At 63.2% G+C, this 24,971-nt stretch carries 21 protein-coding genes; 8 read left to right on the top strand and 13 right to left on the bottom strand.

Features of this window, described 5'->3' with window-relative positions; all coding sequences use genetic code 11:
• Window positions 1–63: 63 nt before the first annotated feature.
• The 6 genes from pyk to Q0K62_RS05955 all read right to left on the bottom strand — a co-directional run bounded on the left by pyk (window position 64) and on the right by Q0K62_RS05955 (window position 8,419).
• A complete protein-coding gene (gene pyk, locus Q0K62_RS05980; RefSeq protein ID WP_297317069.1) occupies window positions 64–1,506 on the bottom strand; it encodes a pyruvate kinase in 1,443 nt (480 codons plus the stop codon).
• 123 nt (window positions 1,507–1,629) lie between these two features.
• Entirely contained in the window at window positions 1,630–2,655 is a 1,026-nt protein-coding gene (locus Q0K62_RS05975) for a TerC family protein (RefSeq protein WP_297317068.1), read from the bottom strand.
• 99 nt (window positions 2,656–2,754) lie between these two features.
• Window positions 2,755–4,866 carry an excinuclease ABC subunit UvrB gene (gene uvrB, locus Q0K62_RS05970; RefSeq protein WP_297317067.1) on the bottom strand — a complete coding sequence of 704 codons (2,112 nt, stop codon included), beginning with the start codon at window positions 4,864–4,866 and terminating at the stop codon, window positions 2,755–2,757.
• Window positions 4,867–4,909: 43 nt separating this feature from the next.
• Entirely contained in the window at window positions 4,910–5,533 is a 624-nt protein-coding gene (gene coaE / locus Q0K62_RS05965) for a dephospho-CoA kinase (RefSeq protein WP_297317066.1), read from the bottom strand.
• A gap of 335 nt (window positions 5,534–5,868) precedes the next feature.
• Complete coding sequence (gene rpsA / locus Q0K62_RS05960; protein ID WP_297317065.1) at window positions 5,869–7,380, bottom strand: 30S ribosomal protein S1; 1,512 nt, start codon at window positions 7,378–7,380, stop codon at window positions 5,869–5,871.
• 154 nt (window positions 7,381–7,534) lie between these two features.
• Window positions 7,535–8,419: a bifunctional methylenetetrahydrofolate dehydrogenase/methenyltetrahydrofolate cyclohydrolase gene (locus Q0K62_RS05955; RefSeq protein WP_297317064.1), complete on the bottom strand. Its 885-nt coding sequence runs from the start codon at window positions 8,417–8,419 to the stop codon at window positions 7,535–7,537.
• Window positions 8,420–8,793: 374 nt separating this feature from the next.
• Here Q0K62_RS05955 and Q0K62_RS05950 point away from each other — a divergent pair, with 374 nt between their 5' ends.
• Complete coding sequence (locus Q0K62_RS05950; protein WP_297317063.1) at window positions 8,794–9,696, top strand: ABC transporter ATP-binding protein; 903 nt, start codon at window positions 8,794–8,796, stop codon at window positions 9,694–9,696.
• Window positions 9,697–9,714: 18 nt separating this feature from the next.
• A complete protein-coding gene (locus tag Q0K62_RS05945) occupies window positions 9,715–10,542 on the top strand; it encodes a metal ABC transporter permease (RefSeq protein ID WP_297317062.1) in 828 nt (275 codons plus the stop codon).
• A 69-nt stretch (window positions 10,543–10,611) separates the two neighbouring features.
• On the opposite strand, the gene ispF is transcribed toward Q0K62_RS05945, so the two are convergent.
• Complete coding sequence (gene ispF, locus Q0K62_RS05940; RefSeq protein ID WP_297317061.1) at window positions 10,612–11,112, bottom strand: 2-C-methyl-D-erythritol 2,4-cyclodiphosphate synthase; 501 nt, start codon at window positions 11,110–11,112, stop codon at window positions 10,612–10,614.
• 39 nt (window positions 11,113–11,151) lie between these two features.
• The gene (locus Q0K62_RS05935; protein WP_297317060.1) at window positions 11,152–11,766 is read right to left on the bottom strand and encodes a CarD family transcriptional regulator; all 615 of its coding nucleotides are present in this window, start codon (window positions 11,764–11,766) and stop codon (window positions 11,152–11,154) included.
• Window positions 11,767–12,035: 269 nt separating this feature from the next.
• On the opposite strand from Q0K62_RS05935, the gene Q0K62_RS05930 reads away from it, so the two are divergent.
• The 4 genes from Q0K62_RS05930 to Q0K62_RS05915 all read left to right on the top strand — a co-directional run bounded on the left by Q0K62_RS05930 (window position 12,036) and on the right by Q0K62_RS05915 (window position 16,091).
• Window positions 12,036–12,767, top strand: coding sequence for a response regulator transcription factor (locus tag Q0K62_RS05930; protein WP_297317059.1), 732 nt, complete (start codon window positions 12,036–12,038; stop codon window positions 12,765–12,767).
• Between the two features lie 90 nt (window positions 12,768–12,857).
• Complete coding sequence (locus tag Q0K62_RS05925) at window positions 12,858–13,979, top strand: HAMP domain-containing sensor histidine kinase (protein ID WP_297317058.1); 1,122 nt, start codon at window positions 12,858–12,860, stop codon at window positions 13,977–13,979.
• Window positions 13,980–14,122: 143 nt separating this feature from the next.
• Window positions 14,123–14,734: a LexA family transcriptional regulator gene (locus tag Q0K62_RS05920; protein WP_297317057.1), complete on the top strand. Its 612-nt coding sequence runs from the start codon at window positions 14,123–14,125 to the stop codon at window positions 14,732–14,734.
• The gene (locus Q0K62_RS05915) at window positions 14,727–16,091 is read left to right on the top strand and encodes a Y-family DNA polymerase (RefSeq protein WP_297317056.1); all 1,365 of its coding nucleotides are present in this window, start codon (window positions 14,727–14,729) and stop codon (window positions 16,089–16,091) included. Before Q0K62_RS05920 ends, Q0K62_RS05915 begins: the two co-directional genes overlap by 8 nt.
• Here the strand turns inward: Q0K62_RS05915 and Q0K62_RS05910 are convergent.
• Both Q0K62_RS05910 and Q0K62_RS05905 read right to left on the bottom strand, forming a co-directional pair.
• Window positions 16,088–16,816: a ComF family protein gene (locus Q0K62_RS05910; protein WP_366515889.1), complete on the bottom strand. Its 729-nt coding sequence runs from the start codon at window positions 16,814–16,816 to the stop codon at window positions 16,088–16,090. The genes Q0K62_RS05915 and Q0K62_RS05910 overlap by 4 nt on opposite strands.
• A 73-nt stretch (window positions 16,817–16,889) precedes the next feature.
• On the bottom strand, window positions 16,890–17,708 hold the full coding sequence (locus tag Q0K62_RS05905; RefSeq protein WP_297317055.1) for an HAD-IIB family hydrolase: 819 nt from the start codon (window positions 17,706–17,708) through the stop codon (window positions 16,890–16,892).
• A gap of 87 nt (window positions 17,709–17,795) precedes the next feature.
• Between Q0K62_RS05905 and Q0K62_RS05900 the strand changes: the two genes are divergently transcribed.
• Window positions 17,796–18,230, top strand: coding sequence for a metallopeptidase family protein (locus tag Q0K62_RS05900; protein WP_297317054.1), 435 nt, complete (start codon window positions 17,796–17,798; stop codon window positions 18,228–18,230).
• Window positions 18,231–18,232: 2 nt separating this feature from the next.
• Here the strand turns inward: Q0K62_RS05900 and Q0K62_RS05895 are convergent, their stop codons facing one another.
• The 3 genes from Q0K62_RS05895 to Q0K62_RS05885 form a co-directional block, all read right to left on the bottom strand.
• The gene (locus tag Q0K62_RS05895; RefSeq protein WP_297317053.1) at window positions 18,233–19,759 is read right to left on the bottom strand and encodes a DUF5719 family protein; all 1,527 of its coding nucleotides are present in this window, start codon (window positions 19,757–19,759) and stop codon (window positions 18,233–18,235) included.
• The gene (locus tag Q0K62_RS05890; RefSeq protein ID WP_297317052.1) at window positions 19,759–22,947 is read right to left on the bottom strand and encodes a glycosyltransferase family 2 protein; all 3,189 of its coding nucleotides are present in this window, start codon (window positions 22,945–22,947) and stop codon (window positions 19,759–19,761) included. The genes Q0K62_RS05895 and Q0K62_RS05890 overlap by 1 nt, the downstream gene beginning before the upstream one ends.
• Before the next feature lie 67 nt (window positions 22,948–23,014).
• Complete coding sequence (locus Q0K62_RS05885; protein ID WP_297317075.1) at window positions 23,015–23,254, bottom strand: WhiB family transcriptional regulator; 240 nt, start codon at window positions 23,252–23,254, stop codon at window positions 23,015–23,017.
• Between the two features lie 509 nt (window positions 23,255–23,763).
• Here Q0K62_RS05885 and Q0K62_RS05880 point away from each other — a divergent pair.
• The coding region (locus Q0K62_RS05880; RefSeq protein WP_297317051.1) for an LCP family protein at window positions 23,764–24,971 on the top strand (1,208 nt) is incomplete at its 3' end.

The following is a 24,971-nucleotide window of genomic DNA, read 5'->3' as shown; positions in this document are numbered from 1 at the left end:
GATCAATAAAGTGCCCGGCTCCCCGCTTGGGGAAACCGGGCACTCGCCTTATTCAGGACCGTTTCACTCGGTCACGCCCACCTTGTGGACGTAGATCGAATCGGTGTTGCCGGGCTCGTACTCACCCTGGGCGCAGCTCAGGACGACCAGCTGGTCTCCATCCTCGACCTTGCCGGCAGCCTTCAGGGCCTTGTCCACATACTTCATCAGGTTGATCCTGGTGAAGTCGTGGTAGTCGTCCTCGCAGAGGAAGGCTTCAGTGCCCCAGCTCAGCGCCAGCCAATGGAAGGTGTGCTCGTTGGTGGTCAGGCCGTAGATCGGGGCCGCGGGACGCTCACGGGAGATCCTGTGTACCGTGTTGCCGGTCTGGGTGAAGGCGACGATGGCCTTGGCGTTGAGCTTGTCGGCCAGGTCGACGGCAGCAGAGGAGACTGCACCCGAGTCGGACATGTCAAAGTTCTGCAGGCTGGGAATCCTGTCGAAACCATGGGTGGTGGCGTAACCGGAGATCCGGGCCATGGTGGAGACCGTGGTGTCGGGATAGTCGCCGACGGCGGTCTCGTTGGAGGTCATGGTCGCGTCGGCACCATCCAGCACGGCGTTGGCGCAGTCGGAGGCCTCTGCACGGCTGGGGACCGGCGAATGGACCATGGAGCCCAGGACCTCGGTGGCGACGATGACCGGCTTGGCGTACTGACGGGCCAGCTCGATGCAGCGCTTGGTGACCAGTGGCACCTCTTCGAAAGGCATCTCGACGGCCATATCGCCACGGGCGACCATGATGCCATCGAAGGCCTTGACGATGTCCTCCAGGTTATCGACGGCCTGGGGCTTCTCGATCTTGGCCACGATCGGGATGCGGCGACCTTCTTCGTCCATGATCTCATGGGCGCGATCGATATCGGTGGCGAACCGGACGAAGGACATGGCGATGATGTCGGCTCCGGTGCGGATGCCCCAGCGCAGGTCATCCTCGTCCTTCTCGGTCAGTGCCGGCAGGCTGACGGCAACGCCGGGCAGGTTGATGCCCTTGTGGGAGGAGACAGGGCCGGCCACGACGACCTTGGTGTAGACCTTGTTACCCTCGATCTTGGTGACCTCGAGGCGGACCTTGCCGTCATCGATCAGGATGGGATCCCCGGGGTGGCAGTCGCCGGGCAGGCCCTTGAAGGTGGTGGAGGTCATGTGCTCGTCACCCTCGATGTCATCGGTGGTGATGATGAACTCCTGACCACTCTTGAGCTGGACCTTGTCCTCGCCCTGCTCATTCTTCTTGAACCAGCCACAGCGAATCTTCGGGCCCTGGAGATCAACCAGGACTGCCACGTTGCGACCTGTTTCCCTGCTGGCCTGACGCACATTGTTGTAGACCTTGAGATGGTCCTCGGGTGTGCCGTGCGAACGGTTCAGCCTGGCCACATCCATACCCGCCTCAACGAGCTTGGTGATGTTCTCCAGCGACTCCGAAGCCGGTCCGATAGTGTCCACAATCTTGGCTTTGCGCATGTAATGCCTGCCTGTTCATAGGTCTTGTAGTGGAGGCCGCAAGGGACCCCCGTGATTTCCTTACACGCCTATTCTACCGTGTCCTCAGGATAAGGACCAGTCTTTCCCGTTAGCGTTAACAGTCTACTTTCCGCCTAGGTTTGCCGTGGATGCAGGAACCTCCTCAATCGAGGGTTCCCTCTGACCTCGCGACTTGATCAGACTGGCCAAGGCCGCGATGCCGATGGCCAGGACGATGACCAGGAGGGACAGCCAGGTGGGAATCTCGGGAACCGCCTCCAAGGGGTGGCCTCCGTTGATGAAGGGCAGGGTATTGCCGTGGAGGGCCTCCATGATCAGCTTGACCCCGATGAAGGCCAGGACCACGGCGAGGCCATAGGGCAGGTAGATCAGCTTGTCCAGGAGGGATCCCAGAAGGAAGTAGAGCTGTTGGAGCCCCAGGAGTGCGAAGACGTTGGAGGTGAAGACGATGAAGGGGTCCTTGGTCAGGCCGAAGATGGCGGGAATGGAGTCGAAGGCGAACATGACATCCGTGGTCCCGATGGCCAGGAAGACCACCAGGAGGGGGGTGAAGAAACGGGTCCCATTCCGGGTGATGCGCAGGTGCTCCCCGTCGTACTCATTGGTGATGGGGATGACCTTCCTCAGTGCCTTGATCAGGCCGTTCTCGTGGTACTCCTCGTCCTCCTCGCCCTTGCCGGAGACCATGGACCAGGCCGTGTAGAGCAGGAAGACACCGAAGATGAAGAAGACCCAGGTGAAGCGGGTGATCAGGGCCGTGCCGGCCAGGATGAAGATGCCGCGCAGGACGAGGGCGATGGTGATACCGATGCTCAGGACGTACTTCTGCAGGTCCCGGGGAACGGCGAAGTTGCCCATGATGATGACGAAGACGAAGAGGTTATCGATGCTGAGGGAGTACTCGGTGAGCCAGCCGGAGTAGAACTCGATGGCCGGTCCGGACCCTGACACCCACCAGACCAGACCGCCGAAAATCAGGGCCATGACCACGAAGAAGGCGATGTGACGGAGGCATTCGCCAGTGGAGGGAACGTGTGGACGCCGTCCGATGACCAGAAGGTCCACCACGAAAAAGACGGCCAGAACGGCCAGGGTCACCACCATGAAGGGCACAGGAGTCTCGGTCATAGTGGTCGAGTCTAGTGGGCAAAGCAGACAGTGTGGGGGTGGGGCCAGCCCTCCTGGCCAGGTCCCACCCCCCATCAGGTTCCGTATGTCTGAATCGGGTTACTTGCTGGCCTCGGTCATCTGCCGCAGTTCCTTCTTCAGGTCCTTGATCTCGTCGCGGAGCCGGGCGGCCAACTCGAATTGGAGTTGCTGGGCCGCCGTATGCATCTGGTCGCTGAGCTGGCGAATCAGGTCGGCCAGGTCCTGGGCAGGCAGGCCGGCCGAGAGGATCTCCTGGTGGCGCTTGTCGGCCTCCTCCTTGTCGTAGATGGGTACGCCCAGGTGGGAGTTGCCGGCCTTGTTGGCATTCCGGTATCCGCCCTCCAGGAGGGTCTGGGTGTCCACATCCTCCTTGGCCAGCATGTCGTTGACATCGCTGATCTTCTTGATCAGGGGCTTGGGATCGACGCCGTGTTCCTGGTTGTAGGCGATCTGTTTGGCCCGGCGCCGGTTGGTCTCGCTGATGGCCTTATCCATGGAGTCGGTGGTCTCGTCGGCGTACATGATGACCTTGCCGGAGACGTTCCTGGCGGCACGGCCGATGGTCTGGATCAGGGACCGGTAGGAGCGCAGGAAGCCCTCCTTGTCGGCATCCAGGATGGCCACCAGGGAGACCTCGGGCAGATCCAGACCCTCGCGCAGGAGGTTGATGCCGACGATTACGTCGATCTTCCCCTCACGGAGCTCGCGCAGGAGTTCGACGCGACGCAGGGTGTCCACATCGGAGTGGAGGTACTCCACCTTGATGTCACGCTCCAGTAAGTAGTCGGTCAGGTCCTCGGCCATCTTCTTGGTCAGGGTGGTGACCAGGACACGCTCGTTCTTGGCCACGCGGGTCTTGATTTCATCCAGCAGGTCGTCCACCTGACCCTTGACCGGTCGGATCTCGATTTCCGGGTCAAGGAGTCCGGTCGGACGGATGACCTGCTCCACCACCCCGTCCGAGAGCCCGACCTCGTAATCTCCCGGCGTGGCCGAAAGATAGACGGTCTGACCCACCCGATCCAGGAATTCGGGCCACTTGAGCGGCCGGTTATCCATGGCCGAGGGCAGTCGGAAACCATGCTCGACCAGGGTGCGCTTCCTGCTGGCATCCCCCTCGTACATGGCACCGATCTGGGGAACGGTGACATGGGACTCATCAATGACCAGGAGGAAGTCGTCCGGGAAGAAGTCCAGGAGGGTGTGGGGGGCGGTGCCGGGCTCTCGCCCATCGAAGTGACGGGAGTAGTTCTCCACTCCGGAGCAGGTGCCGATCTGGGTCAGCATCTCCAGGTCATAGGTGGTGCGCATGGTCAGACGCTGGGCCTCGAGTTCCTTGCCCTGCTTGCGGAGCTCCCCCACCCTCCAATCCAGTTCCTCCTTGATGGTCTTCAGGGCCCGCTCCATCCGCTCCGGGCCCGCCACATAGTGGGAGGCCGGGAAGATGTGGACCGAGCTCTCATGGGCGATTTCATCACCGGTCAGGGGGTGGAGGGTTGAGATCCGATCTATCTCGTCCCCGAAGAACTCGATGCGGACGGCCAGCTCCTCGTAGACGGGAATGATCTCGACCGTGTCGCCCCGGACCCGGAAGGTGCCGCGGGTGAAGGCGATGTCGTTGCGCTTGTACTGCATGTCGACGAACTTGCGCAGGAGGTCGTCGCGGTTGATCTGGTCACCCTCATGGAGGAAGAGCATCCTGCCGGCGTACTCCTCGGGCGTACCCAGGCCGTAGATGCAGGAGACCGTGGCCACGACCACGCAGTCCCGCCTGGTCAGGAGGTTGGCCGTGGCGGCGTGGCGCAGACGCTCCACATCGTCGTTGATGTTGGAATCCTTCTCTATGTAGGTATCGGTCTGGGGTATGTAGGCCTCCGGCTGGTAGTAGTCATAGTAGGAAACGAAGTAGGAGACCGCGTTGTCGGGCATGAGCTCGCGGAACTCCGCACAGAGCTGGGCGGCCAGGGTCTTGTTGGGCTCGAGGATCAGGGTGGGACGCTGAAGGCGCTCGATCAGCCAGGCCGTGGTGGCGGTCTTGCCGGTTCCGGTGGCACCCATCAGTACGACATCGTTCTCACCGTTCTCGATCCTGGTGGCCAGCTCCTCGATGGCCTCGGGCTGGTCGCCCGATGGCTTGTAGGGGGACTTCACCACGAAAGGTTTGTTGGTGCGCTCGATGTTGAAACCCATGAATCTCCCTTCGGGATTCCTGCCTGACCCTCCGGGCGGAAGGTCAGCGGAGGCGGTCCGCCTCGGACCGTAGCCGTTCATATATCCTATCAACAGACTCGAACATGTGTTCGATTGATTCGGACCCATCCACAACCAGGTCCGCCAGGCGACGTCGAACGGTCTGGGATGTCTGGGAATCCATCCGGTCAACAGCCTGGCTGCAGGTCATATGCCGCTGATTCACCATACGCGCAATCCGCAGGTCGTCCGGGGCCTCCACGGCGATGACATGGTCGAAGGTGAAGGGGATGGTGTCATGGGCCTCGGCCAGGAGGGGGACATCGTGAACCACCACCAGGGGATGATTCCGCCATGGCCCCTCAGCCTGATCGGCCAGGTCATAGACCAGGGGATGCACGATGGCTTCCAGGTCCCGCCTGGCCTGATCGGCCCCGCCCCCTCCAAAGACCAGTGAGGCCAGGGCCGCACGGTTCACCCCGCCATGTGCATCGGCACACTCCCGGCCGAACCGCCTCAGAACGGGGGCAACCCCCGGGCCTCCCGGATCCAGGACCTGATGGGCCAGACGGTCATAGTCGATCACCTTGGCCCCGTCCTTGGCCAGGCGAGCCGAGACGGTACTCTTACCTGCGGCGATACCGCCGGTCAGACCCACCCGTATCATCAGATCCCCTCCTCGCAAGGTCGCGCCGGTCCAAGGATACCCACGGGCAATCCATCCGCGCAGACACAAAACCGCATGGACCGATTCCACTCCCCTCCACCCGCGACGATCGGTCCAAACCCGCCCGGACCGGCCAGCCCCAGCCCCGCGTAGCCAGGTAGCGGACCGCCAACCTGGCCGCGAGCCACCGAGACGGCCACACCTGCACCTGCCGGACAAGGAGGCACCTTTCGCCCACGATATGCCTGCACGGATGCAGAAAGGTCCGGTCGTGGACCGGACCTTTCAACCGCTGTCGCTCAGTCAGGCCTGGCGGCCCCGGGAACGGACTGGCTTCACTGCTTCTCCTTGAGGAGCTGCTCGCGCAGGGCGGCCAGCTGGTCATCGGAGGCCAGGGTACCTTCGGAGTTGGCCTCCGAGCTGTAGTTGGTGGCCTCTTCGGCACCCTGGTGCTGACCACCATGACCGTTGGAGGCGGCGGGAGCGGATGCGGACTTGCTGTCCTCGGCCGCCGAAGCCTCGGCGTTCTCCAGCTCCTTGGCCACGAAGGCCTTGTGCTGCTCCCAGAGGTCGTGAGCGGCCGCGTACTGGGCCTCCCACTCCTCGCGCTGCTTCTCGTAACCGGCGATCCACTCGTTGGTCTCGGAATCGAAACCTTCGGGGTACTTGTAGTTGCCCTCTTCGTCGTACTCGGCGGGCATGCCGTAGATTGCAGGATCGAAGTCCTCGGAGGAGGGATCGACCGAATCATCGGCCTGCTTGAGGGAGAGGGAGATGCGGCGGCGATCCAGGTCGACGTCGATGACCTTGACGAAGATCTCCTCGCCCTGCTTGACGACGGTCTCGGGGTTCTCCACGTGGCGGTTGGCCAGCTCGGAGATGTGGACCAGGCCCTCGATGCCGTCCTCGACGGAGACGAAGACACCGAACTGGACGATCTTGGTGACCTTGCCCTTGACGATCTGTCCGGGCACGTGGGTCCGGGCGAAACGCTGCCAGGGATCTTCCTGGGTGGCCTTGAGGGATAGGGAGATGCGCTCGCGGTCCATGTCGACGTCCAGGACCTCGACGGTGACCTTGTCGCCCACCTTGACGACCTCGCTGGGGTGGTCGATGTGCTTCCAGGAGAGCTCGGAGACGTGGATCAGGCCATCCACACCACCCAGGTCGACGAAGGCGCCGAAGTTGACGATGGAGCTGACCGTACCCTCGCGGATCTGGCCCTTCTTGAGCTGGGCCATGAAGGTCTCGCGAACCTCGGACTGGGTCTCCTCCAGGTACTGGCGGCGGGAGAGGACCACATTGTTGCGGTTCTTGTCCAGCTCCAAAATCTTGGCCTTGATCTTCTGACCGATATAGGGGGAGAGATCGCGCACACGACGCATCTCGACCAGGGAGGCGGGCAGGAAGCCACGCAGACCGATGTCGACGATGAGGCCGCCCTTGACGGCTTCGATGACAGTGCCCTCGACAACTCCGTCAGCGTCCTTGATCTTCTCGATATCGCCCCAGGCGCGCTCGTACTGTGCACGCTTCTTGGAGAGGATCAGACGACCCTCCTTGTCCTCCTTGGTGACGACCAGAGCCTCGATCGTGTCACCGACCTGGACCACATCGTCGGGATCGACGTCCTTCTTGATGGAAAGCTCACGGGAGGGGATGACACCCTCGGTCTTGTAGCCGATGTCCAGCAGAACCTCGTCGTGATCGATCTTGACGACCGTGCCCTCGACCAGATCCCCATCCTCGAAGTTCTTGATAGTGGAATCGACTGCCTTGATGAAGTCTTCCTCGGTGCCGATATCGTTGATAGCGACCTGGGGAACTTCCTTCTTATTCTCTGCCATTAATTGAGTTGTTTCTTGTATAGTGGGTTGATAATTTTCCGTATTAAGTTATGAAGTTCCTGCACTCAGGCACGAACAATCTCCATACTAGGCGAGACCGAGGTCATTTTCACCGCCAAAGACCGGGCGTGTCGCCCAGGGACCATCCCATTGGTCACAGACCGGCCTGGCGCTCCGCCGTATCGACCACATTGGCCAGGAGCATGGCCCTGGTCATGGGTCCTACCCCACCGGGGTTGGGGGTATAGGCGGAGCAGACCTCACGGGCGGCCGGATCGATGTCGCCCTTGATCCTCCACCGCCCCTGGTCCTCATCCCAGACCCGGGAGACGCCCACGTCGACCAGGACCGCTCCCGGTTTGACGTCCCCGGCCCTGACAAAACCAGCCTGCCCCACCGCCGCGATGATCAGGTCCGCACGCCGCATGGCGGATGCCGGGTCGGGGGTGCCGGTATGGCAGAGGGTCACGGTGGCATTGACCGACCGGTTGGTCAGCATCAGCCCCACGGTGCGGCCCACGGTCAGCCCCCTGCCCAGGACACAGACCTCCTTGCCATTCAGGTCGATTCCGTAGTGGTCCAGCAGCCAGAGTATTCCGCGGGGGGTGCAGGGCAGAGGGGTGGCCACCCTCCCGTCGGTGTGGAGGACCAGCTGACCCAGATTGTAGGGATGCATCCCGTCGGCGTCCTTGACCGGATCGATCTGGTCGATGACGGCCGTGGGGTCAACCCCCTCGGGCAGGGGCAGCTGGACGATGTAGCCGGTGCAGTCGGGGTTCTCGTTCAGCGATCGCACCGCCTGGGTGATCCGGTCGGCATCGGCGTCCCCGGGCAGATCCACCCGGATGGACCTGATGCCCACCTCCTGGCAGTCCCTGTGCTTGCCCTCGACGTACTTCATGGAACCCGGATCGTCACCCACCAGGATGGTTCCCAGGCCGGGCCGCGACCCTGCCGCCGCCAGACGCTTCACCCGCTGACGCAGGTCTTCCTTGACCTGTGCGGCCGCCGCCTTCCCGTCCAGTTTCAATGCCGTCAAAGCCCGACTCCCTCTTATTTTCCGCCCCTGCACTCCCGAGGGATGAGGGGATCTTCTTCCATGTGGACGGTCCTGGACCATCCGTGTATATGGAGGACCAGCCTAGCCCCAAGGCCCAACCACTTCCTCCGGGTTTCCATAAACGGGCAGCAGTCTGTACCAGGGGCGACTCGGATCATCCCCGACCGCCCTCATCGTCATTCCGTGATTTGCATGTTCGGCAGTCGGCGAATCCTCATCGTTCCTCTGCCGACCGGGCAAGGTCCCGGTCAGGATGCATAATGAGAACAATATTCATTAAGCTCCGGCCATCCGCCACGCTGCATTCCTCCGGGAACCCCTGGTAGGAGGCAGGCACAGTCAGGGAAGAGGACATGTCCGAGAACACGAAGCAGGAGGATATCTGCATCATCTTCGACCATGCCTCAGTAGAACGCTCAGGCAGGCTGATCTGGTCCGACGGGACCTTCTCCATCCCCAAGGGCACGGTGACCGCCATCGTGGGAACCAACGGGACCGGGAAAACCACGATGATGCAGACCGAACTGGGTCTCCTCCCCCTCTCCAAGGGGCGGCTCGAGGTCCTGGGGCGGCCGGCCGGCCAGGCCAATGACCACATCGGGTACGTCCCCCAGAGCTACACCTCCGATATCGACTCCAACCTGACGGCCGAGCAGTCCGTCCTCCTGGGGCTGACCGGAACCCGTTTCGGCATCCACCCGGTCAGCCGATCGGACAGGGAACGCACCCGCCAGGCCATGCGCTTCGTCGGAGTGGAGGACAGGGCCCATGTTCGCCTCTCCCAACTGTCCGGCGGACTGCGACAGCGGGTGGCCATCGCCCAGGCTTTGGTCTGCGACCCCGAGCTCCTCATGCTGGATGAGCCCCTGGCCAACCTTGACCTGGCCAGCCAACGGGCCACGGTCCACCTCCTGGCCCGGCTCAACCGCCAACTGGGCATGACCATCCAGGTGGTCGCGCATGACCTGAACATGCTCCTCCCCATCCTGACCGGAGCGGTCTACCTTCTGGACGGACACCCCCACTACGCCCGCATGGATGATGTCCTGGACTCAGACCTACTGACCCACCTGTACGGGACCAGGGTCGAGGTGGTCACCACCCCCCAGGGGGACATGTTCGTGGCCCCGGACATGGACGAGCCGGCCGGCATGGCGCACGACCGGTTCAAGGCCAGCGAGGTGGTCAACCTCCACCCCCGGCATCCGGCGGCCGACCGGACACCCGAAGATGCGTCAACAGGCAAGCGGGACTAGGGCAGGGAGAGGAATTTCATGAAGACCAGCATCATCGACCCGCACTGGATGGACACCCTGACGGCACCCTTCATGGTCAACGCCATCCTGGCCGGGCTCTTCATAGCCATCGCCGCCGGTGCCATGGGCTACTTCACCATCGCCCGTCATTCGACCTTCGCGGCCCATGCCCTGGCTCACATAGGCCTGCCCGGGGCCACCGGAGCCGTCCTTCTGGGGCTCCCGGTCTCCGCAGGACTGGGCCTCTTCGCCCTGGGCGGGGCCCTGGTCATCGGCGCCCTGGGCAAGAGGGCCTCCCAGCGGGAAATCGCCACCGGCACCGTTCTGGCCTTCGCCACGGGCCTGGGGCTCTTCTTCGCCAGGATGTCCAGCTCGGCTTCCCAGCAGATGCAGTCCATCCTCTTCGGATCCATCCTGACCATCACCAGGGGGCAGGTCATCGGCTTCCTGATCTTCGACCTGATCCTTCTGGCCGTTCTGGCGGTGATCTACCGCCCCCTCCTCTTCAGCTCCCTGGATGAGCAGGTGGCCCAGGCCAGGGGGGTGCCAATAGGGATCATGAACCTGACCTTCATGGCCATCATGGCCGGGGTCATCACCATCGCCGTTCCGGCCGTGGGGACCCTGCTGATCTTCGCCCTGGTGATCACCCCAGCGGCCACGGCCAACATCATCGTGGCATCACCCCTCAAGGCCATGCTGGTATCAGGATTGATCTGTCTGGTCTCCATCTGGGGCGGACTGGTCCTCTCGGCCATGTTTCCGGCCCCTCCCAGCTTCATCATCGTGACCCTCTCCACCCTCTTCTGGGCCATGGGCAAGGGTTGGGAGGCCATCAGGGGCTGAGGGAAAGACCCGGCCCGCCGGACGCCACCCAGTCACCACCACCTTCCCGGATGTGGCAAACAGACGGATTCAGGACCTGGGCAGGCGCGAAACCAGGGTGGTTGCCATGGCGGCGATCCCCTCTCCATGGCCTGTGAACCCCAGCCCGTCGGTCGTGGTGGCCGTCAGGGAAACCGGGGCGCCCAAGGCTTCCGTCATGGCCGCCTGGGCCTGGTCACGTCGTGGAGACAGATGGGGACGCTGGGCCACCACCATCACCGAGGCATTCATCAGGGACCAACCATGCTCATGAAGGTATGCGGACGTGGAGCACAACATTTCCGCACCATGCATGCCAGCGCCCTTCGATTGCGGTCCCAGGCCGAAGAGGGTACCGATATCGCCCAGATGTGCCGCCGACAGGAGGGCATCAATCAGGGCATGCACGGCGACATCGCCATCGGAATCGCCCTCGATTCCCGGCGTGCCGTCATTCCATTGCAGGCAGGCCAACCAGAGGGGGCGATGCCGGTCCGGTGCGGCGAATCTATGGGCGTCGAAACCCAAACCGGTCGATAGATCCCGGCTCATCGGATCCGAATCCTCCCCCGCCACAGCCAAACCGGGGACCTACCGCTTCGCCTTGCCCTTGCCCTTGGCCCTGCTGGCCTCTTCGGCCACCCTGGCCAGGGTACGGGAGGCCGGCTCCTTGGGAGACTTGCTGTGGTGCTTTTCATCTCCGGGCTGGGGCGCGGCGTAGCCCAGGTTGACATCCAGGAGACGCTGGGCCTCGTCCTCATCCAACTTCTCGGAAAGGGCGATCTCGGAGGTGAGGATCTTCCTGGCCTTGATCAGCATCCGCTTCTCGCCCGCGGAGAGCCCGTGCTCATCCACGTCACGCTGGGAGAGGTCGCGAACCACCTCGGCGATCTTGTTGACCTCACCGGTGGCGATCTTCTCGACGTTCAGCTTGTAGCGACGCGACCAGTTCATTTCCTTCTCCTCCACCACCGGGGTGCGGAGAATCTCGAAGACCTTGGCCACCTCCTTGGCATCCACGATGTCCCTGACGCCGACTTTCTTGGCGTTGTCGATGGGAACGTTGATGACCAGGCCATCCGAGGAGAGAACGGTGAGCTGGAGGTACTTCCGGGTGATTCCTTTGACCGTCCGTTCGGTGATGGCATCGACCCTGGCGGCTCCATGACGCGGATAGACGACCATATCACCGACGTTGTAACCCATGTATCCTCCAAGACGAGTCTATAAAGTACCATGTAATATTGTCATTTGGCATGGACTTGCAGGCCCCGGTATATCGGCTGTTCCAGGAGGCTGGGCAGGGTCTGCCGGTTCGTGCGGGGCCTGCACAGTATTCGCCCAGGTAAAGGCTTCAACTGAAACCGGCAGACGACTATCCTTATAAGAAACGACGTGATTGAAGAGGAACCGGAACCGCCTCAAGGTGCGGGTATCCGCCTTGTGAAGTACACAGACCGAAAACAGAGGTAGGCATGATCAGAAACACAAGCCGCTACACAACACCAAGCACCATCCTGGTGGTCGAGGACGAGCCGACCCTGGCCACCGCCATCGCCCAACGCATCACCGCCGAGGGATGGACCGCCCGTGTAGCCTCGGATGGGGCCAGTGCCGTCCAGGCGGCTTCGCAGCTCAAGCCCGACCTGGTCATCATGGACATCATGCTGCCGATCATGGATGGTCTGGAAGCCACCAAGCGGATCGTGGCCGAGCGCCCGGTCCCGGTCCTGATCCTGACGGCCCGGGACGACGAGGCCGACAAGGTGACCGGTCTGGGTGCCGGGGCCGACGACTACATGACCAAGCCCTTCTCCATGCGCGAGCTGATCGCCCGCTGCAAGGCCCTCCTGCGTCGGGTGGAGCGGGCCAAGGTCATCGCCAAGAACTCCGAGAACGAGAAGGTCCTGGACTTCGGGACCCTGGTCATCGACCCGGCCCAGCGCATCGTCACCCTCCAGGGGGAACAGGTCCATCTGACCCCTACCGAGTTCGACCTCCTGGCCACCCTGGCCCGCAAGCCCAAGTCCGTCCTGACCAGGGAGAAGCTCCTGGAAGAGGTCTGGGACTGGGTCGACGCCTCGGGTACCAGAACCGTGGACTCCCACGTCAAGGCCCTCCGTCACAAGCTGGGCTCCCAGATGATCCGGACCGTGCACGGGGTGGGCTACGCCTTCGAGCCCCCGGAGGATGGGCAGAAGGACTAGTTGCGGTATATGCTGTAGGGCAGTGGCAGAGTTGTGGACCCGGGTCCCCGGACGGGATGGCCCGGGTCCACGCATGTAAGGGAGTAGGGCATGACAGACAGGAAAACCCGACACACCAATTCATCCCTGAGGGAACGGGTTGACCGCGAGCGCCCCATCGGCAGCTTCGCCTCCCTGAAGGTGGAACTGAGTGTCCTGATCATCATCGCCACCGCCATCGCCTTCGTCATGGCCTGGTTCCTGCTCAAGATGGGTTGGAGCGGATGGTTCGCCATGCCCCTGACCCTTGTTGTGGCCCTGGGCATCACCTACTTCTTCTCCCGGGGGCTGACGGCCCCGCTGAGACAGATGCGGGATGCGGCCGAGGCGATGGCCGCCGGGGACTATACGGTCCGGGTCCATGCCGCCTCCTCCAGCCGTGACGAGGTCGGCCTGCTGGCCCTCTCCTTCAACGAGATGGCCGAGGAACTCCAGCATGCCGACCAGATGCGCCGTGACATGGTGGCCAACGTCAGCCACGAACTGCGAACCCCGGTATCGGCCCTCCAGGCCATGGTGGAGAACATGGCGGACGGGGTGACCGAGCCCACGCCGGCCAACCTGGAGGGAATCCTTGACCAGACCCACCGCCTTTCGGACCTGATCGCCTTCCTCCTGGACCTTTCGCGGATGGAGGCCGGTGCCGCCAGTCTGCGGATCGAGAACTTCGACTTCGCCGACTTCATCGACGAAACCATAGAACCCCTGGCCATCGCCGACGCCGGGCACGCCCACGACATCCAGGTGGACCTGGAGGATGGGATCACGATGGAGGGCGACCAGGACCGACTACGCCAGCTCTTCACCAACGTCATATCAAACGCCCTGAAACACTCGGCCGACGAGACCACCGTCCTGGTCCAGGCCCACGAGGACCGGGAGAACGGGACCGTTGTCACCAACGTGGTCAACTTCGGTTCCCAGATACCGCCCGAGGCCCGCACCGACATCTTCCGGAGGTTCGTCAAGGGCAAGCCCGGTCCGGGAACCGAGTCCGGCGGGACCGGGCTGGGCCTGTCCATAGCCCGATGGGCGGCCCAGCTCCACGGCGGCCAGGTCCAAGTGGTGGATGACCCCCGGGGGGCTGATTTCGAGATCGTCCTGCCCAAATACCACATCGAGCAGGATGAGGACGACCAGGCCCCTGCCGGAAGGACCGACGGCAGGAAGTAACCCTCCCGCTCCGACTCGCCGCATTGACGCGACCCCCCACCTCGGCCCATAATGGAATCGAACATTTGTTCGAATGCATATGAGTCCGAGGTGAGTTCATGTCCAGGTCATCCAGCCCGTCGCCATTGCCGAATGCCCCAGGCGTGAAGACCTGCAGGGTCGATGCCCTGGCCTCCTTCATCGGCAACCCCAGCCCCGTTCCATTGGCCTTGGAGGCCGTCCAAGCCGGCTTCCCCTCGGTGGCCCAGGATTACTTCAACGGGGATTTCAGCTTCGACCAGAACGTCATCATCCACCCCAGCTCCACCTTCATCATCCACGTGGCCGGCGAGTCCATGACCGGGGCCGGCATCTTCGACGGGGACCTTCTGGTGGTGGACCGGTCCCTGGAACCCAGACAAGACGACGTCGTCATCGCCATCCTTGATGACGAGATGCTGGTCAAGCGCCTGGTCCGGAAGGACGGACATACCATTCTCCATGCCGAGAACCCCTCCTATCCCGATTTCATCCCCCAGGACGGCGAGGACCTGGTCATCTGGGGGGTGGTCACAGGCAACTACCACTGGCAGCGCGTCGACACCCCGGGCGGTTTCGGATCCCGTCCCCTCCCCCAGGTCACCTATCCGGGCAGGCAGGGGTCAGCCGCCAGGCGGGGAGACGGAACCACCACCGCACGACAGGGCGGAGCCGGGAGGAAGGCACACCACTTCCAGCCCGTCTACCCCACCGCGGAATGGGGACACCATGCCTGAGCAGGAGGGCGGCCACACCCCGATGGGTCCGGGGGACGGAACCGCCCTGGCCCCCCGGATGGTCCTGGCGGATGCCAATTCCTTCTATGCCTCCTGCGAGAAGGTCTTCGACCCTTCCCTGGAGGGGAGACCGGTGGTGGTCCTTTCCAACAACGACGGCTGTGTGGTGGCCAGGAACCGGGAGGCCAAAGAACTCGGCATCGCCAATGGGACCCCCTGGTTCAAGATCCGGGACCGGGCCATCCACGACGGGGTGGTCGCCCGGAGTTCCAACTATGAGCTCTATGCCAGCCTCTCCCGACGCATGATGGCGGTCATGGCGCAGTTCCTGCCCGATCAGGAGATCTACTCCATCGATGAGTGTTTCATGACCAGCATCTGGGACGATCAGAAGACCGGTCGGATCTGCAGGGACCTGCGCGACACGGTCCTGCGGTCGACCGGCATCCCCGTCAGCGTGGGGGTGGCCCCCACCAAGACCCTGGCCAAGGTGGCCAACCATTGGGCCAAGGACCATCCCGGCGGCGATGGAATCACGCTTTGGGACCAGGTGGAGGCCGAGTACGGGGACCGCGCCCTGGCATCCGTTCCCATCGACCATGTCTGGGGGGTGGGCCGCAGGTTGACCAGGAAGTTGCTGGGCATGGGTATCGTCACCGCCCTGGACCTGCGCAATGCCGATCCTGTCCTGATCAGGCGACGCTTCTCCGTCCTGGTCCAACGCACGGTCCTGGAGCTGCGCGGGATTGCCTGCATCGAGGCAGGGGCCGACGCCGACCAGGGGGTGCGAACCGGGCAGATCCTGTGTTCACGGATGTTCTCCCACCCGGTGGAGGGGTATGCCTCCCTGGCCCAGGCCCTGAGCATATACGCCCAGAAGGCCTGCCACAGGCTCCACCGTCAGCACAGCCTCTGTGCCAAGATCAAGGTCTTCTGCTCCACCAGCCCCTATGCCCCCCAGCAGTTCACCGCTACCAGCAGGATGGTGACCCTGGAGGATCCCAGCGATGATCCCCTGGTCATCGCCCGGACGGCGAGCCAGGCGCTCCAGGGGCGGGTGGACCCCCATGCCCGGTACGTCCGGGCCGGTGTGGTCCTCCTGGAGCTGAGCGATGCCAAGGACTTCCACACGCTGGACGGACTGGGCGCAGCCCGAGACACCCACCAGCTGGGCGAGGTCCTGGAAGCCGCATCGCAACGCTTCGGCCCCTTCCGGGTGGGGGTCGGATACGGGGGCGTTCGCGGACGGGGACGCCATGATGACGACAGCGGTGCCACCTGGTCTATGAACCGGCACATCCTCTCCCCCAGGCCCACCACCCGATGGGACGAGATGGCCGTGGCCTACGCCCGCTAAGTCACCGAATCGGCCTGGGGCGCGGCAGCCAGGGCCAGGGCGGTCAGGGGGAACCCTCCGGCCCGGGTCAGGGCGCGGGCGCACTGTCTGATTGTCGAACCAGTCGTGATGATGTCATCGACGACCAGAATCGGGTACCCGGCCAAGGAGGCGGTCTCCCTGACCGCTATGCTGCCCGAGACCCTGCTGGCACGGTCGGAACGGCCACCGGCCGCGACCGACTTCCCGCGGATGCCCCGCATGACCAGACTGTGGGAGACCACCGCCGACAGACCCAGATTCGTCAAGGTCCCAGCCACCGCAGCGGCCACAGGATCCAGATGGGCACGCCCACGCCTACGCAGGGACCGGGGCGATGAGGGGGCCGGGACGACCAGGATGGGGGCATTCGCCACCCCTGGCAGGTGGGACAGGAGCTGACCGCCTGCCAGGAGACGCGCAGTCAGGATGGAAAGGGCACACCCCAGCGGGCGGTCCAGGGCGCGATCATCGTGGTCCTTCCAGGCCAGGAGGGTCCGCCTGACCGGTCCAAGATATGGGCCACAGGCGAGAGCCCTGCCCAAGGCAAAGGCGGGGGCATCGGAAAAGACCGGCAAGGTCAGCAGCCGGGCGCAATCAGGGCAGAGCAGGGTATCGGGCAGGTCGCAGCCGGCACATCCCCTGGGCAGGATGAGACCCTCAACCTCCCGGACCATCCGCAGGCCGCAGGCGGCGCCCTGCATCACGGAACGAGGAAATCCCATGCATCAAGACAAGCACCTTCAATCCGCTGGAAATCCCGGGAAACGAGGGTGTGCGTCAACGTGCCAGGCGGGACTCCATGGCCTGGATCAGGTCCAGGGTGTCGGCCGGATTGGCCACGCTCACGGCCATGGCACCGGCAAGCGCCGTGGGATAGTCGTTCCCATCGGGATCCATGCGGTCACCAACGAAGAGGATCCCGTCCACACCGACCCCAAGGATCTGGGCCAGAGTGGAGACCGCATAGGCCTTGTCGATCCCCTTGGCCGAGATGTCGACACTGGTGGACCCGCCGGAACGGACCTGGAGGTGAGGCAGGTCGGACGCCACGGCCGCCGCCAGACGGTCCTTGCGGCTGTTGTCCGGATCCCAGGCCTCCTTGGCCTGGACCGGGGCCTCCTGGCCCAGGGCGGAGAAGGTGATCTGACTCCCCCGGTCCTCGATCCGTGGACCCCAGGTGTCTTCCTCCCAGTCGCCCAGCTCCCGGGCACGCTTCTCCAAGGAGGCGATGGCGGCCTGACGGTCCGCCTGACTCAGGTCATGGGCATAGACCTGGTCCCAGTCGCCATCCTGCCACCGGTAGTACCGCGTGCCGCTGGTGGGCATCAGGTGAAGGCGCGCCCTGTCGGTATCCGGGGGCAGAGCATCCAGGATCTGATCCCGGAACTGGCGGAAACGACCGCCGGAGATGATGGCCACCGGACGCAGACGTGTCAATGCGGCAAAATGACGGGCCATGATCTCATCCATCCTGGTCTTGGACAGGGCCAGGGTGTTATCCAGGTCAAAGGCCAGCACATCCGCCTTGCCACAGACCGAATCCAGGTCCAGATCACGCCACCGGGGCACCTTGATATCGCCATCGCCTGCTGCCATGGATCCTCCTTGCATCACGATCAATCCAGACAATGGTACCGAACACCCTGAGACCGCCCCGCCCGGCCGACGGCTATGGTAGGTACCATGACACATGAGCTGCCGCCCTGGCGTCGGGCCGTCTACCGCAACAGCCACGGACGAGGCATCCGCAGACCGACCTTCGGCACCCGCCTACCCGGATACCGCACCAGGTGCGGGGTCTTCGACGATCTGGTGGCCGCCCAGATTCGCAGACTGAACGTGGGCTGGCCCGACCTGGTCAAACCCGTCCAGTTCGCAGTGGAGGATGTTCCCCCCTCGGACCCGACACCATGGGATGGGACCTCCGGCCTCTATTCCCGGTCTTTCCCCGCTGGCAGGGGCCTGCCTCCAAGAATCGTCCTATACCGTATGCCCATCCAGCACAAGGCCAGGGACGGAATGGACCTGGAACTGGTCATCAGGGACGAGCTGGTCCTTCGGCTGGCGGAGCTCTACGGACGCTCCCCCGAACAGATCGACCCCATGTGGGGTCAGTGAGTTCAGGGAAGTATGGCCGGGTCCTGTCCGGCATGGATGATGGTGGTACGGGGCAGAAGGGCTGATGGCATCAGGGATGCCAGACCGGCCAGTTCCGTATCCTTGACCTTGTCCACCTCGATGCGTCCATTCCAGACCACCTGATCGCCCTTGTCCATCCGGACGGCTGCCGTGCCCGAACCCAGATCATCCACGGCAAGGTCCACTGCCCTGGATGGGTCCAGATCGACATCCTTCTGCCCGGTCTTCTTGCCGGACTTGTCAAACCCCGTCAGGGAGACCGCAGCCTTGGACCGGGAGCCATTGACCAGGCTGAGCTGACCCTTGGCGTTTTCGGGCACGGTCAGGGCGCTCGATACGGCTGCGGTGCCGGGGTTGAGGATGGCGAAGTCCGACTGGTCCTTGTCCGAGTCATTCTGAATTTTGACTACGGCATTGATGGGCTGGTCTGCGGTGATGCGCAGGGCCGTCTTCCCGGAGGGCACCCTGCCCAGATCGATGGCTGAGGTGCGCCCCGCCTTGAGTTCGCGGCCGTCCGCCTCCTGATCACCCTGATCGCCCAACCATGTCAGTTTCATGGATGCAGCCTTCTCCGATCTGGCCAGGAGAAGAATCCCGTCATCCTCATGAACCCCTGGAATGATCAGGTCCCTGCCGGCCGGATCCAAGGCGGTGGCGTAATCGGCCCCGCGTGGTTCCAGTCCGGACATGGCACTGATGGTGGTCATCATGGCCACCGGGGCCTGGGAACTCGTTGCGGTGACGTAGATGCCATCCTGGTCGGGTGCCGCTGCCGATAGGTCGAAGGAGGCATGGGAGCCGGGGGCAACCGTCATCATGTTGCCGTTCGCCAGGGTCATCCTGGAACCAGAATCCGATCCATGGATGGTGATGGTGATCTTGGTGGCCTTCGAGGAAGGGTTGTAGGCAACCAGCCGCTGGGTCCACCCCTGCTTGGTGGAGGGCAGGAGGAAGGAGGCCTGCATGCCGGCATCCGGGCAACGCAGACCCTGTACTCCCTTGAAGTCGCCCTGTGTGGCCCAGGACACCATCGAAGCGGTGCTCCCCGCCCCCGGCTCCACCTTATAGAGGTTGGACCTGAAGGCCAGGGCCTCCGATTCCACACCGCGGGAGCCGACCATGGCCTTCTCCCCGTCCAGGGGATCGGGATCGGACAGGGTCTTGGTCTCCCCCTCCCCGACCGGGGAAATCCGCGATGTCAGGACCGAACCGAAGGATCCCATCATGGCCGAGGCGGACAGATCGCCCTCGGAGGCACGGAGCTCTTCATCACCGACCTTGTCGGCCTCGTCCAGACTCATCCGGGCCGGGCAGTATGAGGTGATGATCCGCTGGCTCACCTTGTGGGTCTGGGTGGACGATGCCTGCACCCTGTCGATCATGAAGGGGGGAAGCCGGAAGAAGACGAGGCAAGCCACCAGGGCGACGACGATGAGGATGGAGAACCCACCCAGCGAAAGTCTCCACAGACTGACGCGACCCGATGAATCCTTGGTTTCCTTGCTCATCACTGCTCCTGTCCTGAACTACGACGATGCGGCAGAGCCACCAGGCAGTACCCCGCCAGGGCCAGACCCAGCACCCAGAGCCATGCCCTTCGCCAGGGCGAATCCGACACGGCCCGGTAAGGGGAGATGTCGATGCCATGCCTGTCCGAGGGGTCAAGGGTCAACCTGAAGTAGGTGCCCTGGTCATTGCTCACCACCTGTTGGGTACCGTCGCTGGCCGTGATATTGGATACCAGGTCCTCGTTGGGGGTGGCGGCCCCTCCGATCGATTCGCTGGAATCGCCGGGAACGTATATGCCCCCGTACCCCAACCGGCTGATGGCCTGAATGGCTGAAGAATCGGAACTGGCCATCAGGGAGGCACTCGAGGAGGAGAGGCTCTCGGCCGCCGGATCAAGCCCGCCCCCAACGGCCTGAGCCCTGGCCGCCGGCGAGACGTCGATCAGATCGCCACGGGAGGTACGCATGGATCCATACATGACCTGGCTCTGCCCGGAAGCGGACAGGACCAGAACCCTATGGTCCTCAGACTTGGAGAGGTAATCCACGGCAACCATGGGCAGACCGTCCCTATCCGCGCGCATGGCCGATTGACGCCCGCCAGAGAGGCTTTCCATGGCCAGAACAGCCAGGACGGCCACCAGGACCAGGGTGAGCAGACCACGCCCCACCCGGACCAGGATCGGAACAACGCCGGCATTCCCATCGGTCCCCACCTCAATGGCCTTGGCATTCGACTCCACCAGGTGCTTCTCGGAAGCTCCGGGGTTCTTGTTGTCACGGGAAACAAGCGGTCGGAAGGGCTTGACCGCCCCACCAGCGACCTGGCAGATACAAGCCATCAGGGAGAGAAGGACCAGCAGAAGTCCAGGCAGGGGCGAACCGGCCACCGGACCGCTCTGGTCCAGTCCGACGGTGATGGCCGATGACCCCATGGCCAGGAGCACACCGATCAGGGCCATGGCCCACATCATCCTGGAGGTGCGCATGACCGCGGGCAGGAAGAGGGCCACAAAGGCCAGGATGACCAGGACCAGAAGGGTGCCCAGGAGGATCATGCCACGCCAGTCGCCGCTGCGGAACCAGCCCATCCACCCCTGTGATACATCCAGCCCAAGTATCTGAACCACCATATCGCTCAGGCTGTCCGCCCTTGGTTGGCCTTGTGCCAGGGAGGAGGGGATGGTCACGTCGCTGAAGAGCTGACGCCACAGTCCATCCCGGAAATGACGGACCAGGTTGACCAGGGTCGGGGCCAAGGCCAGGGCCGAGGGGATCGGGATCAGCATCAACATGGCCTTGTGGGTCGGAACCATGCAGAAGACGATGATGAAGACCGGAATCAGGGCCAGGAGCAACTGGGGCTCGGCCAGGGTGACCGGCACGAAGCAGATTGCGGCCAGAGCCGCGTTCTGCACGGAGGCATGGGGACTTGACGGCGCCTCGGTCTGATAGAGACCCACGGCCTTGAAGACGAAGGCGAAGGCGGCGGGCATGAAGGCCAGAACGGTCAGGATGGGCAGGTTGACCGATTCCACGACACCCAGGGCGAAGGCCAGACAGGACCAGAGCAGACCCGCGGCCACCCGCACCGGGTTGGACCGGGTGAAGATACCCGCAAGGGCCCAGAAGGACAGGGCCGAGAGGGGGACCTCCACCAGAAGCATCAGCACCATGGCCCAGGCCACATGCCCGCCCGTCAGCAGGCTGAAGACCATCAACACCAGAAGGAAGGGGGTGGCGGCCGCCGGCATGCCGACCCCCCCACCCCAGGTCCAGGATGTGGTGGCGGCCGAGAAGAGCTGACTCCAATCGGCCCCCGAGGAGAGCATGGTGCGTGAGTATATGGTTCCACCGGAGAAGACGTCCCGGCATACGGACCAGTTGGTGGCCAGGAGGACGACCAGGACCAGGGCCGTCATGCCCAGAGCCCAGATCAGACGCCTGATACGCTGCCTTTTCAGATGGGCCAGGGCCAGGTGGCTGAGCAGGGGGTGACCCTGTTGGTCACGGAAGGCCTGCTGCCTCTGATGCCACTGCCGCACCTGCTGCCGGTTGGCCTGGAGCACGTCAAGGCGGTTCAGGGCCGTCACACTGACTGAGGCGAGTCTGCGACGCATCATGATGCTGGAGCGCAGGTGCCCCAGCAGCCTCCACGGAGCGCACAGGTGGCAGAGGGCCGTGTAGGGCCGCTTGTCGGCCAGGCTGGCAATCGCATACCAGACGGACACCAGGAGCCTCCATATCCAGACCGGCAGCCACCAGATCCATGGGAAGTCCGTCAACAGGTACCGTTCGGCGGCATCGATCCAAGCCATGGAGGCATCCGCCGGTCGTTCCGGATCGACCGGGTGACCACCACGGTCACGCAGACCGCGGAATCGCGCCTGGGCGTGGGCTACCCTGGCCCCGGGGACCACGACGACCCTTCCACCCGACAGACAGATCCGCCTGCAGAGGTCGTCGGATTGACCGAAGGTGCCCGCCCAACGTTCCAGTCCCCTCAGGTTCTTCAGCGTTTCCAGGGGCACCAGGGCTCCCGCCAGACTGACCGAAAAGACATCCTGACGAGAGTCGTACTGCTCCTGATCGGGCTCCTGGTCGACCACCAGACCGACCGTGGAATGCCTGTAGGCATACCGGCCCACATCACGGAGCCCCTCACCCATCCAGTCGAATTGCTTGGCGCCGAGAATCGAAGCCGTGGGAGACCTGCGCCAGGAATCAATCAGGGTCTCCAGGCAGGTCGGATCCATCGGACGGGCGTCGTCATGCAGGAGCCATAGCCCCCGGGTCATCTCAGGCAGACGGGCATACCCCAGGGCCTTGCCTATGGCATCCCCGAAGGACGAGGCCCCCTTGGCCCGGACCACCTGGACCTCCACCGTGCAGGGGTCCCGCGAGCCAACGACCTGCCGGCTGGACAGCCTTGGTCTGAGGACCTGAAATTCGGAATACAGGGGCTCAACGGTGGCACCGGAGCAGTCCGCGATGACAATCACCCCCGGCAGCACGGTCTGTGCAACCAGGGCCTCGAGGGTATCCGGCAGGTAGGTAAGGTCCTGTTCGACCGTCACCAGGGCCGCAACCGAGGAATCCACCTCTTGGGTGGTGTCGGCCGGTCGGCCATCTATGACAGCTGCGAGAACCTGCTTGACATCCAATGCTTGCGGCGCGACAGAACTCATAGGGTCCAGTGTACGCAAGACCCGGCACACATTATCTTCGGCATGGAAATCCGGCGATTCTGCCGTTTCACTGTTGGCGCATACGCTTTTTGTAGCGACGGCGTTCCCGTTCGCTCATCCCTCCCCAGATTCCGAAGCGTTCGTCATGCTCAACAGCCCATTCCAGGCATTGCTTACGAACTGTACAATCAGCACAAACCTTCTTGGCCTCCTGGGTGGATCCCCCCTTGCCCGGGAAGAAGGCTTCAGGGTCTGTCTGGGCGCAAAGCGCATCATTCCGCCACGATAAGGCGTTGTTGGACTCCATCCATTCAATCAGCGGTTGCAGACGCTGTTCCAGTTTTCCGTTATATTGAGTGTCTATAAAACCACCCATAGCGACCCCCCAGTCCCTAGTGTGTTACTACACACTTCAATTAGATACGCTCTAATGGACGTTTGTCAACCCGGACAAGGGGTTTGATGCTCTTCCCCAGTGATAATTCCTTATACTGCCAGCACCTGAAAGTCGGGGGCGGCACAAGTGAAACAGTGGTTTTCTTCAATTGGTTTATCTCACATTCACCCCTATTGCGGAATCTGGAAGAGTGATAAATCTCCTTATTCTTTCCAGGTGATTCGCACCGGACGGTATGGGCCCTTTATCCATCCCGGCACAATCAGAGCCATAGGTGAGGAAATGGAGGGTATGCGCCGGAGACGGCCACCCACGGAAGGGCTCGGTCTACAATTTGAACAGTTCGGACAGGCATGACCAGGCAGGCGGGACTCCACCGCAGGGCATGCGAAAGATTGGCCAATGAGGAAGGCACATCATTGACGACCAACAACAACCAGGCACATATGCCCAACATCAAGGCGGGTTCAGGCAGCAAGCCCCGGCACAGTCTGGGGTACCGCACCAGCAACCGGGTGCGCGCCGTCGTCTGCATGGTGCTGGCATTCATCGTCTGCTTCCTGGCCTCGACCGTTGCCGCCTTCTGGATCGACCTGAACGGCAGGATCACCGTGGTTCCGTCGGTGATTTCGGACAAGAAGCACAAGGCTCCCGAAGACATCTACAAGGGAAAGACCCTGAACATCCTGGTCCTGGGCCAGGATAGCCGGGACGGCGAGGGCAATTCAGCCATCGGTGGTGCCGGTGAGGATCTGGAGGGCAACCACCAGTCCGATACGGCTCTGGTCATGCAGATTTCGGCCGACAGGTCCTATGCCAATGTGGTCTCCATCCCCAGGGACTCCATCGTGGATGCCCCCAGCTGCACCACCAGCAAAGGAACGACCATACCCGCCCGTTCCAAGGTCATGTTCAATTCCATCTTCGCCGAGGGGTATTCCCAGGGCGGCGATGTTGAGTCCGCCGCGAACTGCACCCTGACGGCGGTCCAGTCCCTGACCGGGTTGGATATCCAACAATTCGTCGTCGCAGACTTCAACGGGTTCAAGTCCATCATCGACACCCTGGGCGGGGTCGATGTGTGCATCCCCGTCGACACCGTCGACGAGACCACAGGACTGGACCTGCAGCGGGGCCTGCATCACATGGATGGAACCGAAGCCACCGAATACGCCAGAATGCGCCATGGCACGGGCAGCGACGGTTCGGACATCATGAGAACCACCCGGCAGCAGTACCTGATCAAGACCCTGGCCACAGAGGCGCACAAGGTCGACATCTTCTCCGACCTGCCCAAAGCCTACCGTCTGGTCACCACATCCCTTTCCTCCCTGCAGATCAGCAAGGGCCTGGGTGATTTCCAGACCCTGCTGGGCCTGGGGGACTCCCTGAAGGACCTGAAGCCTTCCAACATCTATGCCCGGACCCTGCCCGTGGAGCCCTGGTCCCAGGATATAAACCGTGTGGTATGGACGGACGAGGCCAAAACGGTCTGGAAAATCCTCAGGGAGGGGAGACCCCTTACGACCAACGCCGATGGTCAGGCTGGCGGCCAGGACCAATCGGCCCAGACCTCCGATCCAGCCACCTCCCAGGACGCCCAGTCGCAAGACCAGACCTCCGATCC

The organism is uncultured Bifidobacterium sp. (assembly GCF_945269915.1).
Lineage (GTDB): Bacteria > Actinomycetota > Actinomycetes > Actinomycetales > Bifidobacteriaceae > Bombiscardovia > Bombiscardovia indica.
Note: the sequence above shows the minus strand (reverse complement) of the source record. Positions and strands in the feature narration are given on the sequence as shown.

Coding starts and splice junctions, on each gene's coding strand:
- Q0K62_RS05945 (WP_297317062.1), top strand. CDS start 9,715: ATGAAGACCAGCATCATCGACCCGCACTGGATGGACACCCTGACGGCA.
- Q0K62_RS05895 (WP_297317053.1), bottom strand. CDS start 19,759: ATGAGCAAGGAAACCAAGGATTCATCGGGTCGCGTCAGTCTGTGGAGA.
- Q0K62_RS05890 (WP_297317052.1), bottom strand. CDS start 22,947: ATGAGTTCTGTCGCGCCGCAAGCATTGGATGTCAAGCAGGTTCTCGCA.
- Q0K62_RS05905 (WP_297317055.1), bottom strand. CDS start 17,708: ATGGCAGCAGGCGATGGCGATATCAAGGTGCCCCGGTGGCGTGATCTG.
- pyk (WP_297317069.1), bottom strand. CDS start 1,506: ATGCGCAAAGCCAAGATTGTGGACACTATCGGACCGGCTTCGGAGTCG.
- Q0K62_RS05925 (WP_297317058.1), top strand. CDS start 12,858: ATGACAGACAGGAAAACCCGACACACCAATTCATCCCTGAGGGAACGG.
- Q0K62_RS05975 (WP_297317068.1), bottom strand. CDS start 2,655: ATGACCGAGACTCCTGTGCCCTTCATGGTGGTGACCCTGGCCGTTCTG.
- Q0K62_RS05900 (WP_297317054.1), top strand. CDS start 17,796: ATGACACATGAGCTGCCGCCCTGGCGTCGGGCCGTCTACCGCAACAGC.
- Q0K62_RS05885 (WP_297317075.1), bottom strand. CDS start 23,254: ATGGAGTCCAACAACGCCTTATCGTGGCGGAATGATGCGCTTTGCGCC.
- ispF (WP_297317061.1), bottom strand. CDS start 11,112: ATGAGCCGGGATCTATCGACCGGTTTGGGTTTCGACGCCCATAGATTC.
- rpsA (WP_297317065.1), bottom strand. CDS start 7,380: ATGGCAGAGAATAAGAAGGAAGTTCCCCAGGTCGCTATCAACGATATC.
- Q0K62_RS05930 (WP_297317059.1), top strand. CDS start 12,036: ATGATCAGAAACACAAGCCGCTACACAACACCAAGCACCATCCTGGTG.
- Q0K62_RS05935 (WP_297317060.1), bottom strand. CDS start 11,766: ATGGGTTACAACGTCGGTGATATGGTCGTCTATCCGCGTCATGGAGCC.
- coaE (WP_297317066.1), bottom strand. CDS start 5,533: ATGATACGGGTGGGTCTGACCGGCGGTATCGCCGCAGGTAAGAGTACC.
- Q0K62_RS05950 (WP_297317063.1), top strand. CDS start 8,794: ATGTCCGAGAACACGAAGCAGGAGGATATCTGCATCATCTTCGACCAT.
- Q0K62_RS05915 (WP_297317056.1), top strand. CDS start 14,727: ATGCCTGAGCAGGAGGGCGGCCACACCCCGATGGGTCCGGGGGACGGA.
- uvrB (WP_297317067.1), bottom strand. CDS start 4,866: ATGGGTTTCAACATCGAGCGCACCAACAAACCTTTCGTGGTGAAGTCC.